Source organism: Shimazuella sp. NTD248 (assembly GCF_059510395.1).
Window position 1 is genome coordinate 1 of the sequence record NZ_JCAJZT010000007.1, and the last position, 19,521, is coordinate 19,521.

The window sequence follows — 19,521 nt, forward strand, 5'->3', positions numbered from 1 at the left end:
GTTGTTCCGCCTCAGTATAAATGCTGATTGCTTCATCGTACATCTTATTGTGCAAATACCATTTTCCTAAAACAAGTAATGAACGAGTGTAATAACTTTGATTGTTGACGGATTGACTGATCTTGATGGCTTCTTCAATGTATTCTTTTGCTTCGTGTAATCGATTAAGTTTTATTAATAGATTCCCATAATTCATGTAACAAAAAGGAAATTTTTGGGATGTAGGGGCTTTTTTGCGAATATCTAATGCTTTCACATAGTATCTTTCTGCCTCCTCGTTATTTCCCAGTTTTGAGTATGCAGTACCCACGATTGTCCATAATACAAAAAGACGTCTATATCTACGATTAATACGTGCAATGTTAATTCCTTCCTCTGCAAATTCCAAGGCAATTTCAGGTCGGTTCATTTTTGTTAAAACATTCGCAAACATCGAATACATTTGGATGAGTGTCTCTAATTCGACTCTTTGGAACAGATCGTAATTTTCTTGCTTTAATTGTAAAATTTCTTCCTGCATTTTTTCTAACCCACGTAATGATTTTTCATAATGACCAAGTTCATCAAGGTAGATTGTTTTATTAAGGAGTAGCGAATATTTGCGATCTGGTTTCCCTTCATCGGGAATAAACGCTTGTAAGCCAGCTTCTGCGTAAATTAATGCTTGTTTATAATCGTTCTCAAGATAGGCGATTCTGCTTAATTCATTTAAGGTAATTGCTTTGTAATTGGTGCTTTCTAACGAAGGCACCGAATCAATGGTTTTCACCGCAATCGAAAAGTTCTCTTTTGCTTTGGGAGAGACTTTATTTTTTTTTCGATTTTCCAGATAGCATTTTCCATATAGGTAGTGGGCAACAGGTGCAAAAGTGCTCATTTTTAATATGTTGTTCTCTTTGTTTAAGTCATTTAGAGAAGAAAGTGCTTTATCTGGATCAGAATTAAGCATTTCTTCAATGTCAAATAACCTCTTTTTTATTTTCCGTTCCTCTAACTCTGATTCGCTGACAATCCCAAACAGTTTTTCTGCAAGTCCTAATAATTCTGCATACATCACATATTTGTCCTTAATGACATTGGGCAATCCTCGTTCGATATTGCTTAGTGTTGTTACCGATAGATTTTCATTTGCTAAATCTTCAAGTCTAAGCTCTCGATTATTCCTTTCGATGCGTAGAATCATGCCGATTTTTTGCAAGTTCACAGCCAAAACTCCTTTTTATAAAAAACGGAAATTTGATTTTCAAAATACAGTACAATACACGGCATAAATAGTCAAACTATTTTTTATTATAAAAATAATACTTATTAATATAATTTTGAAAATAATTGGTAATTATTTTATGATTTTAGTACACCTTACCAAAGAGAGGAAGGTTGTCCTAGCTGCTTTCTTCTTCTCTTTTATAAATAAATAGGAGGTGTATCCTATGGGTGATCGAAATTAAATTGATTCATAGGGATAGTTATTTTTATATATTTTTTGGAATGTCAGTAGTTTTGCGGGAGGGATGAGGATGGGGTTCAGAAGATCAGTAAGTCTCGACTGGATCATCGAGAATCGCACCATCCCGCTGGAAGTCACTGATGTTCTTCAACAGGTAGCAGATGAATATGGATATTCTGCTGATCAGATGTATCAACAGAGACAAGGTATCGTGGATGAACTCCAAGCAAGAGGAAAGGGGTACATCGTAAAGTTTCTGTTTCCAAATAGCATCAAGGACGAGGAACGCTTTATTCATGCATTGATCCGAATGGAAATAAGGCGTTTGCAAAAATAAAAGGAAAAGGCTGTGGTCAAAAATGGCATTGAAATTGTGCGTGGAGGGCAGCAGAGATAAAGTGAGAGATTTTGTGGAGTCGATCCGAATGATTCCTCAGTGGCGGTTTTACAGCGGATCAAAGGTGACGATTGGAGCAGACGAACTGAAGATGGAATACTACTTTGATAAAAAGCCTTATGAGAAACCTTCTTTACAAACGAGAAAAACGTCAAGGTTAACGATTACGAGTATCGACGATCAAAAAATTGAAATCGATCTATTAGATGCAGAAGTGACAGATATGGGGAATGGAACTACTTTTGTTCAAGGTAGAAATTTTGATATTTTTGCAGATAAGTAATTGACTAGGTTTAAGACAGGTAAATCTTATGGTACTACAAAGTACTGATACTTAGATTTGCCTTTTACTTTTAAAAAATAAATACTTTTCATCTTCGAGGTGATTTGCATAGCTGATGGTATAAATTAAAAATAATATTCCAAAAAATACTTGATTTTTGAAAATAAATCCTTTATGATATCCGCAACGATCCGAACATACATACGATATAAACAGATAAAGGCTTCGTGATATACTAATATTAAGCATAGGGGCTGACTTTGCGTGACTTATGATTTGCTCGATCCGAAGAATGATTTTGTGTTTAAACGTATTTTTGGCAGTGAGAAAAATACCCAAATTTTATTGGCTTTTCTTAACAGCATCTTGCATAAAGATGTGGAGGAACCAATGCTCACGGAGATTGTTTTGTTAAATCCGTACACGGATAAGGACTCACCAAGTGATAAGCAGTCCATTTTTGATATAAAAGCAAAAAGAGCGGACGGTTCCATCGTAAATGTGGAAATGCAGTTGTTTAACCGGTATGATAATGAAAAACGAGCATTGTATTATTGGGGTAAACAATATACGGAACAACTAAAGGAAGGCGATCCCTACAAACAGCTAAAAAAATGCGTTGTGATTAACATCTTGAATTTTTCGATTATCTCAAACGACAGGTATCACAACGTATTTCGTTTATGGGAAGACAGCGAACGGATTCTTTTTTCAGAGGATGAAGAGATTCACATCTTGGAATTATCCAAGCTGGTAGGGAAAAGTGCCCCTAAAACAAGCGGTTTACTCAATTGGTTATTGTTTTTGAAAACCAAAGACAAACGATATTGGGAGGTGTTGAAAATGAATGAGCCAATTCTTGGGAAAGCGATGAAGGAATTGGAATATTTAAGTCAAGATGAAGAAGCACGCAGACTGTATGAAATGCGCCAAAAAGCACTTCATGATGAGGCATCTTCTATAGCAGGAGCGAAAGAAGAGGGAATAAAAGAAGGGGAAGAGAAGTTGAAAGAAAAGATAGTGAAGATGATGCTACAAGAAAAAATGGATATTCAACTGATATCGAAATTAACTGGGATAGAAAAAGAGGTTATCTTAAAAATGAAATCAAATATTTCAACTTCTAATACGAAAGCATGAATCTTCAAGAAGAACAGGCCAGAAAAATGATACAACATAACGAAGAAGCGCGCAGATTGTATGAAATGCGCCAAAAAGTACTTCATGATGAGGCATCTTCTATAGCAGGAGCGAAAGAGGAAGGGCTAAAAGAAGGTGAGAAGAAAGGGATAAAGAAAGGAACGGAAAAGGTAGCGAAAATGATGCTACAAGAAAACATGGATGTTGGGCTAATATCAAAGCTAACTGGTTTAACAGAGGATGTTATCTTGCAGTTAAAATCAAATATCTCAAGTTCCAAATCGAATGAATAAAGGTTTCAGGAGAGGCTGAATAATGCAAATAGGACGGACAATGACAGAAAGACAATTGCTGAGTGAAGAGGAAGAAGCGCGCAGACTGTATGAAATTCGTCAAAAAGCCCTTCATGATGAAGCCTCTTCCATTGCTGGAGCGAAAGAAGAGGGGATAAAAGAAGGGAAAGTAGAGGTAGCAAAGATGATGCTACAAGAAAAAATGGACATTCAACTGATATCGAAGTTAACTGGTCTAGCAGAAGATGTCGTTTTGAAGTGGAGAAACAAAAGTTAGTGTGATCTTTGCAATGTAATGCTTTAAAGTATCCAAATGGATATTTTAAGGCTTTTTTTGTTTTTCAAAATGAAAAAAGACAGCATCTCTGCTGTCTTAGTAGATTATAATTCCAAAAAATTAAACTTCTCTTAAATATGTATTATTTGCCAATAGGGTCTTTGCGTCCAAAATAGGTCATAGAGACACCCCCTATACATGAATCCCCCACTTCATATTGGCTTGAAGTTCAAACATTTTTTCGAGACATTGCATATAGGAAGTGTGGTCTTCTGTTTTTTTATAACCATAGCATAAACCTAAAATTACTTCATGTTGTTTTTTTATTAATTTGTATTTTTTTGCTAATTCGAATGCTTTTTGTAGGGGATTTATCGCTTTTTGGTACTGTTTTTGCTCATGATAGCAATTTCCTAACAATATTAAGGAATCTAACATAGCTAATTCATCTCGATTATTTTCGGAAATCAAAAATGCTTCAGATATAAAGGAATGCGACTTTTCATATTCTTGTTTAGCGATATATAGTTTGCCTAAGTTTGTCAATGCGTAAAAAATATCTTGATCTTCTACTTTTTCTCTGATGGACAATGCTTGAAAATAATATTTTTCAGCTTCTATTGTGTCGTTCATGCTTTCGTATATCTCTCCGATCGTAATCCAAAGCGACACTAATTTATCAAACTTACCATTGATTCTAGCTATTCTTACTCCTTCATCAGCAAATTCAAGAGCGCTTTTATAATGCTTGGATTTCGTGAGTACTCCAGCAAAAATGACATACATCTGTAAGATGGAATTAAGTCCGATGAGCGTCAAAACCTTTGTTCCGTCTATAGCAGAAAGTCTTTCCCATAGTTCTTCCAGTGTTTTTAAAGATAGCTCATCTCTGTTCAATTGTTCAAGATAGTTTGCTTTATTTAAGAGTAAAAAATAGATATTTTCTTGTCGTTGTCCATTCTCGCGAAATGCTTTTATCCCATTTTCCGTGAGTTCCAAAGCTTTTTCGATGTCGAGTAGATGATAATAAATTCTTCCTTGTTCATTTAAAGAGGCTGCTTGCAGGTTAGAATCACTTAATTCTGGACTTTTTTCTACCAGACGAAGAACTTCACTGTAATGTTTTTCTGCTTTTCGCAGCATGATATCATTATTTTTCTTTCTCTTTCCAAAATAACAGCTTCCTAATAAAAAGTGATATAAAGCAGAAAGTCTGCTGTCTCTTTTTAAAAAGCTCCATTCTCCCTCTAATCTATGGAGAGAATTATCGATATCAGCAGAAATGATATCTTCTAAATATAATAGCTCCGCTTCTAATTCTTTATCTTTTTTCTCCGCTGCGCTGATAATGCCGAAGAGTTCACCGCCCATGCCTATTTTTTTCGCATAATACTCCATTTTTTCTTCTGTGACATTTGGTAGTCCGCGTTCAATATTGCCGATCGTAGCAGCAGATATAAATTCATCTGCTAAACTTTCCATGCTCTCTTTTATTTCCTTTCTTCGTTCTTTTAGTTTTGCCCCTAGTATTTTTCTATTCATTTGTCACATCTCCCATAATAGAGAATGTATTTTTTATTATAGATTCGCAAGGGAATTGCAATTTCCTCTAAAAGGAGAGAAAAACATAATAAATATCCCGTTAAATATAAATATTGAAATATTTAGATTTTGGATTTATAATTCTAATATATACCAAATCGATTAGAGGGAGTCTTTTAGATGCTAAACGTACAAGATATATCGAGAACGAAACCTCACTCATCAGATTTAACGCTATTTATTGAAGGTGAGGAAGGGTTTGAGTCTGGCTTTATTCATCTTCAAAATGTTACTTTTTTCCGTTCTCCGTCAGGTATATCTATAATATTTAGCTATGAAGATTAAAAATATAATTTTTTCAACAGAAAGAATCTACCTAATTTGTGAAGGTAAATACGACAATCGGAATAAAAAATGATTGTAAATGGTGTACCAGTTAGTAACTGCTATTTTTACTTCCAACTTTCTGGCTGGAAAGTTGATTTTTTTTGCAGTCAAACGGAATTCAGTGAAGGATATTTTTATGTTCAAAGCGTCCTGAGAGAGTCGCCAATCTAGTTTTTTTGTCAAGACGATTTCTTTTTAGCAAATTTCTTCTTGATTAGTGCCACTCCTAACAAAAGTAAGGGAAAAATAAATCCAAATGTCAAGGCATAGAGGGGCCAAACAGTGATATTAAAGGAAAGAAGATAACTTAAATTTGGAGTAATGATGATAGATAATGCAAATAAAATCATAGCCAATGGCAGTGTGAGTGGTCGATAATCGGAGAGATTTAACGTCTGGGCAAGACAAACCACTGTTATATAAAAACAAATGGCTATCTTAAAGAAGATGGTGATAAACCAAATGAGTGCAATGATAGCTTCTATCCTTTGAATAAATTCACCTATTTCAATTTTCTTCGCTAATTCAAAACTTGCATAGATATCATTAGCAGAGCTCTCCGCACCTAAAACTAATATACTTATCAATGTAATGGTAAATAAGACAAGTCCACCAATCAACACTCCCATATAAAATGCTTTTCCTGCTTTTTTTGGATTTCCTACGTTTGGGAAGATCATTAGTATTAAGATTAATTCTAGAAATGGAAACCCAATATAGGGGAATGAAGATTGTAGGACAGGGGTTACTCCTTTTGCTAGTACCGGTTGAAGGTATTTCCATTCGAATTTAGGGATTAGCAATAGGACGAATATGAAAAAAAGCGAAACAATCCATGGAAAAAAGAGATCCGAAGTTCGAGCAATATTGGAAAGTCCATAGCGAACTCCGATTACCACTATACATAAGTATACAATATGAATTGCTTCAATTGGTGTTTCCGGCAGCATGGTTGAAGCAAGAAAGTCACCGAGATCTCGCAGGACAAGCGTATTTAAAATGAGGAAAAACGAAAAAAATAGAATGGAAAGGAGTGTACCAAGCCATTTCCCCAAGATTTCTTTGCTAGATTCTATTAAGGTTTTGTCAGGAAAGAAACTGCCTAATACATTATAGAGCCATACTAATAAAAATCCAGCACCCATTCCAATAATTGCGGAAATCCAAGCATTCTGTTTGGCACCAGCAGCGAGTAAGGACGGAATCAATAGGATGGAGGTACCAATGATGTACATACTAATCAGTTTTTGAAATTGTTCGGCTTTGATTTTTTCTTTTTTCACCATTAGTGTTATTCCTCTTTCATCCCTTGCTAATATCCGTAAATGATCCTAATCCATTCTAGGGGAGTTGGGACTTCGATTCCGATACTTATGACTATATTTAGTGAAATACCTACAAGCAGCAAAATAGAAAAAGTATATAATTCTTTTCGTTTTTTTTGTTTGACCAGAGATGGAACTTCGATGACTGCGATGATGATTCCAACGACTAGACTGATGATGACAAACCACACTGTATTTTATTCCCCCATTCTTTCTGTTAAAGATTTTGAGGTTTTATACATACGCCTAATTTTTGATTCTACTTCAACCTTTACTTCGATACCGGGGAATACTTGACTCCACTTCTTTTTCACTCGTTCCCAATATTCAGGGGAACTTCTCTCAACTTCTTCTCCAAAGCCAAAAATGTCTGATTTATATGTTTGTTGTACGGTATTTACCGCTGAGACGATAGAGTTTTTAATTTGCTTTTCCGTAAGTTGTTCTACTAGTGTGATGTCAGATGGTGTTGTAAAATCCATATCACATTGTGCATCACTGATGACACCTTCTGTTTTTAATTTGAGATGAATTACCGGTTTATCATGTTGTTTCATGATCACTTTAATATCATTTTTTGTGTGGAGTAGTTCTACGGTTATGTTTTTGTAGCTATCTTTTGGACAAGTTAGAAGGACTGAAGTACTTTTTATGTTTCCCTGGGTATAATTGTATCCAATACTTTCTTTCTGATTTAACCAACCGAGTAGTTTATCTTTTTTAAAAACAGCCAGCTCTCCGTAAGCTAGTCTGAGGGGAGTAGAGATTTTCTCTGCATTTTCTTTCTCATTTAGAAACTTTTGATCACCAGTCATCTTAATTCCTGATAATACTGGTTCTCTTCCTTTGCTGATGATAGAAGAAATAAAGTCGTCAATTTTAACTGCTGTGGTTTCTCCCCATGCTTTAGATGAAAATTCAAGAGCAGCTCTCAGTTTCGTTGCAGGTGTTTTTTCCAGAGAAGTGAACACTTTTAGAACATCTTGTGCTTCTTGATTATGAGCAATTGCAACATAAAAATCTTTTCGATATTCATGGTCTCGTATGATATGATCTAGAATCTTACTTACGCCCTGTTTGGCGAATTCCTCTCCAAAAACGAGTATTTGTAGTTGCCCAACATATATTTTTCTTGTACCTCGATTTGTCATTTTTCTAGCAGCCTCTTGTATTCCTTCTCCTTTTGATTGATACAGAGTGACAGGAGCAACGTTAGCACCACCACCCTTTTGTCCCGAGATGGCTTCTGGAATAAGAATCTGATCCGTCAATAAAATTTTCTTACCTGCTTTATCTATTCCAATTGCCACCGCAACTGCTAGATCATTTAGCTCGCGGCGATTCCAGCATCCGACGATAAGTATTGTACAAATGATAAAAATAAGTACCCTGATGAATTTCTTCGTATTAACCACTTCCTTCTGGCTCGGGTTTCGAGGCAGAACTATTTTCTCGAATTATATTTTGTTCCTTGGCGATTTTAGGACGTTTTGTCATTTTTGACCAAGGAACACGCAGATACAAGGAATCTTTTTTATCCTTTGTATGGGTAGGAGCAAATGGATATAAGAAGGGAACTCCAAAAGACCGCAAATTACAGCTTTCTTGGATATGTAAAATGAAACCAGCGACAATACCAAATAAACCAAAAGTAGCTGCGAGAACCATAAACCCAAAACGTAAAATTCGAAAGGCGATCGCCATGTTATAAGAAGGAATCGTGAAACTAGCAATCGCCGTTATGGAAACAACAATCACCATTGCTGGTGATACGATTCCAGCTTGAATGGATGCTTGGCCAATGACCAACGCGCCTACAATAGAAATCGCTTGTCCTACTGCTCTTGGTAAACGGGTTCCTGCTTCGCGTAAAAGTTCAAATGTTAGTTCCATCAAAAATGCTTCAATGAAAGCGGGAAATGGTATTCCCTCTCGTTGTGCAGATAAACTGATCAGAAGTTGAGGTGGCAGCATATCTGGATGAAAGGTTGTGATTGCAATATACATAGATGGTCCTAACATGGATATAAACAAACCAAGATAGCGAAGCACACGCAGAAGGGTGGAAATATCAGCACGTTGGTAATAGTCCTCCGCCGTTTGGAAGAATTGGGAAAAAATAGCTGGAACCAAAAGCACAAATGGTGTTCCATCAACCAAAATAGCAATCCGTCCTTCCAAGAGCCCTCCAGCAATTACATCCGGTCTTTCGGTATTATAGATCGTGGGAAAAAGCGTAAATGTTTTATCTTGGATTAACTCTTCAATATATCCGCTTTCAAGTATGCCATCGATATCAATACGACTGATTCGATCTCGGACTTCTTTCACTACGTCTTCCTGGACAATGCCATTAATATACATAATAGAGACAGGGGTCTTTGTAACACGGCCTACTTGGAAATTTTCGAGCCATAGGTTGGGATCTTTGATCTTTCGACGTACTAAGGCGATATTCGTGGCAATATTTTCGGTGAATCCTTCTTTTGGACCTCGTATAACTGTTTGAGAAGTTGGTTCCTCAATTGCACGCTGTTCCCAGCCTTTAGAAGTGAGCAATAAACAGCGATCATACCCTTGACATAAAAGAACAGTATCTCCAGATAAAATTGCCGTTAACAGAGTGTCAAAGTTCTCCGTATCTTGGATACCACCAACTGGGAGTAATAATTTTTTTATTGCTCCCAGCAAATCCTCGTCCGATGAAGGTATCAAAAAAGAATGATCGTCATCGTGATGTGACATTAAAGGTTCCATGATAAATTGATTGACTAGTTTAACATCGGCTAGGCCGGAAGTATAAATAATTGCCACTTTGGTTTGGCTGAAGTGCCATTCTCTTACTATGATATCTGGGCTATTACCCAAAGATTTTATGATCTGCTGGATATTTTCTTGGAGTTCTGTTTTTAGACAAAGTGCTTCCTCATTTTCAGCTTTCTTTTTCGTATTGGTGATCGGAGAACGCTTGGTTTTGGTAAATGATTTGGCTTTCATATATGATCCGACTCCTAGGTATAACGTACTATCCAGTTTTCCCTTTTCGTTAATAATGATATACATATTTTAGAAAATGGAGGAGTCTGGACAATACCTGTAATCAACCGATAAGCAATCACTATTGATGTGTGGGATAAAAGATAATTTTATAAACAAAAGATCACTTCTCCTGACAAAAAACGTACCTAGCAGCCTGTTTATCAGTACTTATGAATATGGAAGTTTTCTTCTAGCAATGTCCAATTGCGGGGAAAGTCTCGATGGCTGATGGCCCAATATCCAATGCCGCGAAGCTTATATTTTTTGACCAAGTTAAACTTGGCTTGTGCACTCTGTTCGTTTTCATACCAAACTTCGTGCTTGTTTCCGCTGTCATCTTGATAGGAGAAAGAAGGTACTTGAGCTCGGTTATCATAGTAAATATTAGCTCCAGTAGACAGAGCGATCCTACTGGCCTCTTGAGGAGACACCAGCTTTGCAGGTTTATTGTCTTTCTTATAAGGAACGATCCAATCATATCCATACAAAGGAAATCCCATCATAATTTTGCTACTGGGAATTTTCGTAATGGCATAGTCTAAAACTTTGCTGATTTCTGGAGTTGGGGCAATAGGATTTGGGGGGCCTTCACTATACGCCCAGTCATATGTCATTAACACCACAAAGTCTGCTATTTTTCCATGGAAAGCATAATCATGTGCGCCTGCCCAAGGACCATCTTGCTTATCACTTGATTTGGGTGCTAAGTCGGTAGAGACGATAAAGCCATTTTGTTTGACGATGGGGATGAATGTTTCTAAAAATCGATTGTAAAGTACTTTATCTTTTTCATCGATATGTTCAAAGTCAATATTTAGAGCACGAAACCCCTTTTGTTTCATTGTGGATAGGATGTTGTGCATGAACCTTTTTTTTGCTGTGGGATTGGTAAACAGGGTATGAGCAATAGAAGCAGAATAGTTCTGTTCCCCAAGATTCGTGATGACCATCATTGGAGTTGTATGTTGTTTATGAGTTGCTTTTAGAGGAGTATCATCCTTTACAGAGACTAATTGTCCATTTGCTTTCGCGTTGTAACTAAAGAAGGCTATATAGGTCAATTGAGGAGAAAATCGTTTAATATTTTCGGTCGCTCTTTTGACGTTAGAGGGATCAAGGAAACCAAGGATTTCTACCGTTTGCTTGTTAGTTGTCGAAATCGGTTGATAGATTTCGTTGTCATTGATCGGTGGTGCATGATTGCGATGAGTTTCGACAGTATTTGATTTTTTGACTACTTGTGTCTGTTTGGGTTGTATCGCGTTATTTCGTTTTGGATCACTTTGTTGTTTTGAAGCGGTACAAGCAGTAAGTATAAGGGTCAATAGTAAGAAATAGATCTTTTTCATTATATAATTCCTTTGTATTCGGTAGTTAATATAGGTTTTGGTATTTTTGAATTTTTTATGCTCTATTAGGTTTGTCATCTATTATCCATCAGAAAATGATTGTCCTGAATCTTTGCAAAAAGTATAATTTTATTTATGTGCACAGTCTTATCGCGAAAGGAAAATGAACATATTGGCTGCGAGAAAGTTTGGATGGTTAATTGGTAGTTTATTATTGCTTTTAGTATTAGCCGGTTGCGGAAATAGTGGAGTTTCCACAGATGTACTTGAACCGCTTTGGACAAAACAAGTGGATCAAGAAGTAACACCATGGATGAAGGATGTATTTGCTCCTGTTTCTTCGAAAGTAACTTCGGAGCTTATCTTTTACTCAGATTCCAGCTGGGATGTCCCGGAAGATAAGCTCCCTAATTACAAATATGGTTTACAGCATGCCAAAGAAACTGTAAATGGTGATTTGGACCCGTTGTTAGTGGTGCATGTGAAATTGAATGAACCATTTGAAGCCTATGAAATCAATCAATTAAAAGAACAAATTTGGTCTGCTATCCAGCAATTGAAAATAAACGGAATCAAGAGTGGAAAAATAAAATTGGAATATGGACAAAAGGCATATTTCAGTGGTCCGATTCAATCGATCAATGAACCCGGAGATATGGAACAGTATTTCACCATCAATTCAAAAGGTTAAGCAGGCTTGACCACAAGGCGCTTTTTTGGTAAATATAGTGATTATCATATATCGGTAAAGAAAGAGTAGGGAAATATCGATCATCGAAGCGAACTGAGGATAGTGAGAGCTCAGTATGAGTATTTTCCGAAACGCATTCTTGTAAGCTACTGATCGGGGAACACCCCGTTAACAAGGGTAAAGTGGTGCTTTGGGCACAAGCGGAGTGGTACCGCGGGCAGAACGCTCGTCTCCTTTTTTGGAGATGGGTGTTTTTTATTTATTTTAGGAGGAATGAAAATGGATTACAAACGCATTTTTGCAGAGCAATTATCAACTTGCCTTGGAGATATTCTGCCGATAGAGGAAATCGAAAAAGTAATCGAGAAACCCAAAAAACAAAATCTAGGGGATTTCGCTTTTCCGTGTTTTGTCCTAGCAAAGCATTGGAAGAAGGCCCCAAATATGATAGCGAGCGAATTAGCACCGAAAGTCGTACACGATTTGTTTCAAAAAGTAGAAGCAGCAGGGCCGTACGTCAATGTTTTTCTTGATCAGAAGCGAGCAAGTAAGCAGATTTTAGATGGAATCTTGCGATTGGGTGATCAGTATGGAGCAAATAAGAATGGAAAAGGGGAGACAGTGACAATCGATTTGTCGTCACCGAATATCGCAAAAGCTTTTTCCATGGGACATCTGCGTTCAACCGTAATTGGCAACAGCATAGCCAACATCGCTGAAAAAAACGGTTATCGTCCTGTTCGGATTAACCACTTAGGAGATTGGGGTACCCAATTTGGGAAACTGATTGTCGCTTATCGCAAATGGGGAGATGAAGAGGCCGTTCGTAAAAAGCCGATTTCTGAATTAATGAAGTTATATTTGCGTTTCCATGAGGAAGTAGTAGATGATCCATCTTTAGAAGAAGCGGGTAGAGAAGCATTCAAACTGCTGGAAGAGGGAGATGCAGAAAACTTTACTTTGTGGGAGTGGTTCCGTGAGGAATCTCTTCAAGAGTTTATGCGAATCTATGATCTTTTAGATGTTCAATTTGATTCCTTCGCTGGAGAAGCATTCTATAACGATAAAATGGAAGCAGTTGTAAAACTTTTAGAGGAAAATGGTTTGTTGGTGGAAAGTGAAGGGGCAAAAGTAGTTTCTTTGGAAGAGGAAGGTTTACCGCCTTGTTTGGTTCAAAAATCAGATGGAGCAACACTTTATGCCACAAGGGATTTAGCTACAGCGATCTATCGGAAAAAGGAATATAACTTTGTAAAGTCTCTTTATGTTGTTGGCAGTGAACAGAGCTTACATTTCCAACAGCTAAAATTAGTATTACAAAAAGCAGGCTTTAAATGGGCAAAAGATATGGAGCATGTTTCTTTTGGGATGATGTTGCGTGACGGCAAAAAAATGTCCACACGTAAAGGCCATGTCGTTTTACTAGAAGATGCTTTGACAAGTGCTATTGACCGGATACGAAAAATCATTGAAGAGAAGAATCCTGCTTTAGTAGAAAAAGAAAAAGTGTCTCATGACGTGGGGATTGGTGCAGTTATTTTTCATGATCTCAAACATTTCCGTACGAACGATGTAGAGTTTTCCATGGAACAGATGCTTAATTTTGAAGGTGAGACTGGTCCCTATCTACAGTATACACATGCCCGCTGTCATTCGTTGCTCAGAAAAGGGGCATATACACCTAGCACAGAAGCATTAGAGGTGGAAGATGAAGAAGCATGGCCAATTCTGTCTTTGTTAAAAGATTTTGATCAAGTAGTAAAATTGGCTTGGCGTGAATATGATCCATCTAAGATCGCAAGATTTGCTTTGGACTTAGCTCGCACACTCAATCAGTATTATGCGCATGTTCATATTTTATCAGATGAGAAGAATAAAGATGCCAGGCTAAATCTCATTTTTGCAACGGCAACAGTGTTAAAAGAAGCCCTTCGCATACTTGGGCTCCATGCTCCAACAGAAATGTAATCGAAGTTTGACAGGGATGCCAAAGACATGCTAGAATAACAACATTGTGTAAGCAGAAGCGCCCGCTTCTCACCTGGTCGACGCAATTAGGTTGTTGCTAGGTTAGTTGAGGAATACCGTAATCTTTTACGTGTGGGCGACTTTCGTCCACACTTATTTGCATTGGCAATTCCCAATACTGGAGGTGTAATTATTAGCAAAGAACAGCAACAGGTCAACGAAGCGATCCGCGCTCGTGAAGTGCGACTTATAGGGGCAAATGGTGAGCAACTTGGAATTCAACCACTCAGAGAAGCACTGCGTTTGGCGGGAGAACAAAATCTCGACCTTGTCAATGTAGCTCCACAGGCGAAACCACCCGTTTGTAGAATTATGGACTATGGCAAATACCGTTATGAGCAAAGCAAACGTGAGAAAGAAGCACGTCGGAACCAAAAAATCGTTCAATTAAAAGAAGTACGTCTCAGTCCTTCTATTGAGGATCATGACGTTCAGACTAAGCTCAAAAATGTAGTGAAGTTTTTAGAGCAAGGTGACAAAGTGAAGTTGAGTATTCGTTTCCGCGGACGGGAAATCACGCACCAAGACCTTGGTCGTCGGGTGCTCGTACGGATGGCTCAAGAAGTCAAAGAAATCTCTGAAATTGAAAGACATCCTAAGTTAGAAGGACGTCAAATGATTATGATCTTAACTCCAAAATCGTCAAACTGACATCGAAGGGAGTATATACGATGCCAAAAATGAAGTCTAAAAAATCAGCTACCAAACGTTTCAATAAAACAGGTACTGGTAAAGTGAAGCGTAATCATGCATTTACTAGCCACTTACTAGAAGGCAAATCTGCGAAACAAAAACGCAAATTACGTAAAAGTGCCATCATGGCTAAAGGTGATACCAAACGTATCGAACAATTAATCGCTTATAAATAGAATGTTTAGGAGGGAATTTTTATGGCAAGAGTTAAGGGTGGTACTGTTACCCGTCGCCGTCGTAAACGCGTGCTGAAACTAGCTCGTGGATACTTCGGTTCCAAACACCGTTTATTCCGTACTGCGAAGCAGCAAGTAATGAAATCTCTTATGTATGCATATCGTGACCGTCGTCAGCGCAAACGTGATTTCCGTCGTCTTTGGATTACACGTATTAATGCAGCTGCTCGTACCAATGGTTTGTCATACAATAAATTGATGCACGGATTAAAAGTTGCTGGTGTTGATATCAACCGTAAAATGCTTGCTGAATTAGCTATTTTCGATGAAAAAGCTTTTAGCGAACTCGTGCAAGTTGCGAAAAAAGCACAATAGGCTCTTATTCTCTTTTTAAATCTCATAGATATTATCTATGAGATTTTTTGATTGGTTTAAAGTCTAAGTTGGATATAAGAGTAAGTCATTTAGTACTAAGTACTATTTTGACAAATATTGATAACAATTTAAACATTGGATGTTCTATGTGTAGTATATAATAGATTAGTGATGACTTATAAAAAGAGAGGAATAGCCCTCTGTTTCTCTAATCCATATTCAAAGGAGTAGGGGCTGAATGCTGGTTAATTGGATCAAACTTGAGTATGAACAGTACGGGCATTTAGATGCACAAGGCAATTTGTGTTTACCCCTTGAGTATGCAGAGGACTTTGTCCGTATTTGCTTTCAACACAATATTGCACTTATAGGTGTAGACTTTATTTTTAGGGCAGAAGATGACAATTATTATCATATAACTAGCCTTGACTGTAGTGAGATCATTTGGAGTTTTGCAGATTGGAATCAATTAGTAGATTATTGTAATCAAATTGTATGGAATGTCATTGTGCAAGAAGGCAGTAAAGAAGGAACGGAATATTTTATCCCTTATTTAATGGAAGAGTACGAATGGTTGATGCAAAAAATCACAAATGAACACGATAGTCTTGAAGATGGTTCTAGTTATGCTAGTGGTAATTTTTGAGAGAGCAGGCGCAAGAAAAGCCCTGCTTTTTTTCATGCAGATATGATAGTATATAATCTAATTTAGTAGATCAAAGTTTTATTTTTCTACAAAGCCTTTTGAGGCTTGCCATATTGGTAAGTTTTTTTATTATTTTATAGAGTAGGTGAGCTATAGTGAGAAGTGACAAAATCAAAAAAGGCGTTGATCGAGCACCCCATAGAAGTTTGCTCAGGGCTGCTGGTGTGAAAGAAGAAGATTTTGGGAAACCATTTATCGGAATTTGCAATTCATTTGTAGAAATCGTACCTGGCCATATGCATTTAAATAAATTTGCTGAAGTAGTAAAAGATGCCGTTCGTGCAGCCGGTGGGGTACCTTTTGAATTTAATACCATAGGCGTGGATGATGGTATAGCGATGGGACACATCGGTATGCGTTATTCTCTTCCCAGTAGAGAAGTCATCGCAGATGCGGTAGAAACAGTAGCCCTCGCACACTGGTTTGATGGTCTTATCTGTATCCCGAATTGTGACAAAATTACGCCAGGGATGTTGATGGGAGCAATGCGGGTTAATATTCCTACTATCTTTATCAGTGGTGGACCGATGAAAGCCGGCATGACACCATCAGGGAAATCAATCGACTTGGTATCTGTGTTTGAAGGAGTAGGAGCTCACCAAGCCGGTAAAATAGATGATAAAGAGCTATATGAATTAGAACAATTTGCATGTCCGAGTTGTGGTTCTTGTTCGGGGATGTTTACAGCTAATTCGATGAACTGCTTAGCAGAGGCGTTGGGTGTAGCTTTGCCAGGTAATGGCAGCATTTTGGCAGATACACCAGAAAGAAAAGTGTTGGCACAAAAAGCTGCTGCTCAGATCTTGAAGCTGATCGACGCAGATTTGAAACCGAGTGATATTGTGACACAAGATTCCATCGATAACGCGTTTGCGCTTGATATGGCAATGGGTGGTTCTACCAATACAGTTTTACATACATTGGCTATCGCTCATGAAATCGGAGTGGAGTATCCACTGACGAGAATCAACGAAATTGCGGCAAAAGTACCAAATCTATGTAAAGTAAGTCCTGCTGGCAAGTGGCACATGGAAGATATCGATCGTGCTGGAGGAATCCATGCTATCCTTAATGAGTTATCCAAAAAAGAAGGCATTCTTAACGTGGATTGTAAAACGGTAACTTTAAAAACATTAGGAGAAAATATTAAAGAGCATGAAATTTTAGATGAGGAAGTCATCCACCCAATTACCAATGCCTATAGTGAGACAGGCGGATTGTGTGTCCTATATGGAAATATTGCTCCAGATGGTGCGGTAATCAAGACTGGTGCAGTCGATCCTTCGATCAAAACATTTAGTGGACCAGCCGTTATCTTTGAATCCCAAGATGATGCTATCGCTGGTATCTCGTTTGGGAAAGTGAAATCTGGAGATGTAGTCGTTATTCGCTCCGAGGGACCAAAAGGCGGGCCAGGAATGCCAGAAATGCTTTCTCCTACTTCTGCAATCATGGGTCGAGGGTTAGGAAAAGAAGTTGCTTTGATCACCGATGGCAGATTTTCCGGCGCAACTCGCGGGATAAGTATCGGCCACGTTTCTCCAGAAGCTGCTGACGGCGGCCCTATCGCATTTGTGGAACAAGGGGATATCATTCATATTGATCTGATCAATAGAACGATAGAGCTAGAAGTACCTGATGATGAACTAGCAAGGAGAAGAGAGAACTGGACACCTCCAAAAATCGAAGTTGGCGGACGATTCCTGCGCCGTTATGCGAGTTTGGTTACCTCTGCAAATACGGGAGCAGTTTTAAGAGATAGTTAATCATTAATAAAAAGCATCTACCAAAAAAAGGTAGATGCTTTTTATGTTAAGATTCCTTCCCATTTACTATACGATTGGAATGGACCGATTGGGATTTGTATCAAACTCTTATAAGAGCGTTGATCAAAGGGATATAAGGAGTCAATCATCTTTGTATCAAATCCAAGCAGAGGATGAGCACCGAATCCAATACTAGATGCGGCGAGTGCCAGTCGCTGTACGAGTATACCTGTTTGCATCTGCTGGATGCGATAGCCTCTTACACCCAATGTTTCTTTGTGGTAGATTGGTTTGCCGAAAATGTGTAAACAGATGGGAACTTGAAAAATATTGATATGAGTTTCGAGTGTAGATTGTTGCAAATACGAGCGAAAATCACCTTCCCGTAGGAGATTTAAAGCATTTCTATCTGGATCATATACATAAAGCCCATTTGGGACAGCTTCTATGTGATGAAAGTATCCTGCTAGTATTCGTTCATTTGAATCAGCGATTTCGTACAAGTCATTAGCATAATCAATATGTTCCGTTGCCGTTTGTAGAATGGTGGTGAGTTGCTTCTTCGTTACGCCTTTTAAAGTGAAGTTCATTCCGGGAGAAGTTCTTTTTTTACAAATGGTATAGAAGGATGGCGCCGATTCTCGATTAGGAGATAGTGGGATGGATTTGTCTGTTTTTGGTAAAGCACTTTTTTGCGATGATACGCGACAGAAATCCTTTGTCGTGTTTTGCAAAGATTGCGTATGTATTTTTTCAATTAGCGGATAAGGCAGTATATTTTTGGCGTTCAGTCGGTAAGGGTGATGGATAGCTGGTATTTGTTTACACAAGGTTTCACTTGTTAATACATCATTGCTTCTTTGCTGGAAATGTACTTTCTGCTTATCAGTTGACAGAGTTATGACGGCATAAACACTTTCCTGTTCTGTAGTGATACCTAGCAAATGATTGGCTGCTTTATCGAGAAATTGGTAGTAAACTGTTTTTTGATAAGGGACTTGTTTTGTACATTCTAATAATTGCCCAATAACAATACCACTGTCTAATCCTTGCAGGCGGTAGGCAAAGTTATGGTATTTAAAAAAGTTTTTCCAAAAAAGAGTGGATAAAAAAATGGTGGCAAAGCAGTTTGTGATTGTACCTCGTCTGCCTAATAAATTGGTGATAGACGCTGCAAAATCTCCTTCTCGTAATAGGACTAAGGCATGTTTGGCAACATCATAGTGATAGACTCCTTTTGGTACATCTTTGATTTGTAGATACAGATATATTTCATTTGGATAAAGGGCACCACCAGAAGGGACAAATTTTCTACATACAGTGGAATGCTGGAGCTCATGATTTGCTGAATGTGTTGGAAAAGGGCACTGGACAATTTTTGTCATTCCATAGACATACCACAATAAATGGCCAATGTCTTGGATGGTAGGAGTTTGGGCGGTTGGATGAAAATTTTCTGGTATTTCACGAGATAAATGGATAAATGGATTTTGCTGATACTGTTTATACGGTAGTGGAGCATCATTCCAATCCACTTCCCAATCCGCCGGTTTTAATTTCTCAGGATGATCATGAAGATGAGAGAAAAATGTATCGCTATCCATGCT

21 protein-coding genes and 1 other annotated feature are annotated in these 19,521 nt (G+C 37.8%); of the genes, 13 read left to right on the plus strand and 8 right to left on the minus strand.

What is annotated here, in order from left to right:
- Positions 1 to 1,204 (minus strand): helix-turn-helix domain-containing protein (locus AC5WOE_RS15230; protein WP_496049425.1); only part of this gene is annotated, 1,204 nt, incomplete at its 3' end.
- A gap of 313 nt (positions 1,205 to 1,517) precedes the next feature.
- On the opposite strand from AC5WOE_RS15230, the gene AC5WOE_RS15235 reads away from it, so the two are divergent.
- The 5 genes from AC5WOE_RS15235 to AC5WOE_RS15255 all read left to right on the plus strand — a co-directional run bounded on the left by AC5WOE_RS15235 (position 1,518) and on the right by AC5WOE_RS15255 (position 3,837).
- Positions 1,518 to 1,784 (plus strand): hypothetical protein, encoded by a 267-nt coding sequence (locus tag AC5WOE_RS15235; RefSeq protein ID WP_496049424.1) that lies wholly within the window; start codon positions 1,518 to 1,520, stop codon positions 1,782 to 1,784.
- Between the two features lie 22 nt (positions 1,785 to 1,806).
- A complete protein-coding gene (locus tag AC5WOE_RS15240) occupies positions 1,807 to 2,127 on the plus strand; it encodes a hypothetical protein (protein ID WP_496049423.1) in 321 nt (106 codons plus the stop codon).
- Between the two features lie 264 nt (positions 2,128 to 2,391).
- Positions 2,392 to 3,267 (plus strand): Rpn family recombination-promoting nuclease/putative transposase, encoded by an 876-nt coding sequence (locus AC5WOE_RS15245; RefSeq protein ID WP_496049422.1) that lies wholly within the window; start codon positions 2,392 to 2,394, stop codon positions 3,265 to 3,267.
- A gap of 26 nt (positions 3,268 to 3,293) precedes the next feature.
- Entirely contained in the window at positions 3,294 to 3,560 is a 267-nt protein-coding gene (locus AC5WOE_RS15250; RefSeq protein ID WP_496049421.1) for an Rpn/YhgA-type helix-turn-helix domain-containing protein, read from the plus strand.
- 22 nt (positions 3,561 to 3,582) lie between these two features.
- Entirely contained in the window at positions 3,583 to 3,837 is a 255-nt protein-coding gene (locus tag AC5WOE_RS15255; protein ID WP_496049420.1) for an Rpn/YhgA-type helix-turn-helix domain-containing protein, read from the plus strand.
- 192 nt (positions 3,838 to 4,029) lie between these two features.
- On the opposite strand, the gene AC5WOE_RS15260 is transcribed toward AC5WOE_RS15255, so the two are convergent.
- Entirely contained in the window at positions 4,030 to 5,379 is a 1,350-nt protein-coding gene (locus AC5WOE_RS15260) for a tetratricopeptide repeat protein (protein ID WP_496049419.1), read from the minus strand.
- Between the two features lie 180 nt (positions 5,380 to 5,559).
- Here AC5WOE_RS15260 and AC5WOE_RS15265 point away from each other — a divergent pair, with 180 nt between their 5' ends.
- The gene (locus AC5WOE_RS15265; protein WP_496049418.1) at positions 5,560 to 5,724 is read left to right on the plus strand and encodes a hypothetical protein; all 165 of its coding nucleotides are present in this window, start codon (positions 5,560 to 5,562) and stop codon (positions 5,722 to 5,724) included.
- Between the two features lie 221 nt (positions 5,725 to 5,945).
- Here AC5WOE_RS15265 and AC5WOE_RS15270 read toward each other — a convergent pair whose 3' ends face one another.
- From AC5WOE_RS15270 to AC5WOE_RS15290, 5 genes are all read right to left on the minus strand, one after another.
- Entirely contained in the window at positions 5,946 to 7,052 is a 1,107-nt protein-coding gene (locus AC5WOE_RS15270) for a GerAB/ArcD/ProY family transporter (protein ID WP_496049417.1), read from the minus strand.
- Positions 7,053 to 7,078: 26 nt separating this feature from the next.
- Positions 7,079 to 7,282 carry a hypothetical protein gene (locus tag AC5WOE_RS15275; RefSeq protein ID WP_496049416.1) on the minus strand — a complete coding sequence of 68 codons (204 nt, stop codon included), beginning with the start codon at positions 7,280 to 7,282 and terminating at the stop codon, positions 7,079 to 7,081.
- 6 nt (positions 7,283 to 7,288) lie between these two features.
- Positions 7,289 to 8,506, minus strand: coding sequence for a Ger(x)C family spore germination protein (locus AC5WOE_RS15280; protein WP_496049415.1), 1,218 nt, complete (start codon positions 8,504 to 8,506; stop codon positions 7,289 to 7,291).
- Positions 8,499 to 10,088, minus strand: a complete 1,590-nt coding sequence (locus AC5WOE_RS15285) for a spore germination protein (RefSeq protein ID WP_496049414.1) — start codon at positions 10,086 to 10,088, stop codon at positions 8,499 to 8,501. Before AC5WOE_RS15285 ends, AC5WOE_RS15280 begins: the two co-directional genes overlap by 8 nt.
- Before the next feature lie 203 nt (positions 10,089 to 10,291).
- The gene (locus tag AC5WOE_RS15290; protein WP_496049413.1) at positions 10,292 to 11,479 is read right to left on the minus strand and encodes a glycosyl hydrolase family 18 protein; all 1,188 of its coding nucleotides are present in this window, start codon (positions 11,477 to 11,479) and stop codon (positions 10,292 to 10,294) included.
- Between the two features lie 172 nt (positions 11,480 to 11,651).
- Here AC5WOE_RS15290 and AC5WOE_RS15295 point away from each other — a divergent pair, with 172 nt between their 5' ends.
- The 7 genes from AC5WOE_RS15295 to ilvD all read left to right on the plus strand — a co-directional run bounded on the left by AC5WOE_RS15295 (position 11,652) and on the right by ilvD (position 17,914).
- Positions 11,652 to 12,170, plus strand: a complete 519-nt coding sequence (locus AC5WOE_RS15295; protein WP_496049412.1) for a hypothetical protein — start codon at positions 11,652 to 11,654, stop codon at positions 12,168 to 12,170.
- Between the two features lie 279 nt (positions 12,171 to 12,449).
- On the plus strand, positions 12,450 to 14,138 hold the full coding sequence (gene argS, locus AC5WOE_RS15300) for an arginine--tRNA ligase (RefSeq protein WP_496049411.1): 1,689 nt from the start codon (positions 12,450 to 12,452) through the stop codon (positions 14,136 to 14,138).
- A gap of 44 nt (positions 14,139 to 14,182) precedes the next feature.
- Positions 14,183 to 14,303, plus strand: a sequence feature (ribosomal protein L20 leader region).
- A 24-nt stretch (positions 14,304 to 14,327) separates the two neighbouring features.
- A complete protein-coding gene (infC, locus tag AC5WOE_RS15305) occupies positions 14,328 to 14,849 on the plus strand; it encodes a translation initiation factor IF-3 (protein WP_496049445.1) in 522 nt (173 codons plus the stop codon).
- Between the two features lie 20 nt (positions 14,850 to 14,869).
- Complete coding sequence (gene rpmI, locus AC5WOE_RS15310) at positions 14,870 to 15,067, plus strand: 50S ribosomal protein L35 (protein ID WP_496049410.1); 198 nt, start codon at positions 14,870 to 14,872, stop codon at positions 15,065 to 15,067.
- Positions 15,068 to 15,088: 21 nt separating this feature from the next.
- The gene (gene rplT, locus AC5WOE_RS15315) at positions 15,089 to 15,442 is read left to right on the plus strand and encodes a 50S ribosomal protein L20 (protein WP_496049409.1); all 354 of its coding nucleotides are present in this window, start codon (positions 15,089 to 15,091) and stop codon (positions 15,440 to 15,442) included.
- 238 nt (positions 15,443 to 15,680) lie between these two features.
- Entirely contained in the window at positions 15,681 to 16,088 is a 408-nt protein-coding gene (locus AC5WOE_RS15320) for a hypothetical protein (RefSeq protein ID WP_496049408.1), read from the plus strand.
- 155 nt (positions 16,089 to 16,243) lie between these two features.
- Positions 16,244 to 17,914 carry a dihydroxy-acid dehydratase gene (gene ilvD / locus AC5WOE_RS15325; protein WP_496049407.1) on the plus strand — a complete coding sequence of 557 codons (1,671 nt, stop codon included), beginning with the start codon at positions 16,244 to 16,246 and terminating at the stop codon, positions 17,912 to 17,914.
- Between the two features lie 41 nt (positions 17,915 to 17,955).
- On the opposite strand, the gene AC5WOE_RS15330 is transcribed toward ilvD, so the two are convergent.
- The gene (locus AC5WOE_RS15330) at positions 17,956 to 19,518 is read right to left on the minus strand and encodes a SagB family peptide dehydrogenase (protein WP_496049406.1); all 1,563 of its coding nucleotides are present in this window, start codon (positions 19,516 to 19,518) and stop codon (positions 17,956 to 17,958) included.
- Between the last annotated feature and the right edge of the window lie 3 nt (positions 19,519 to 19,521).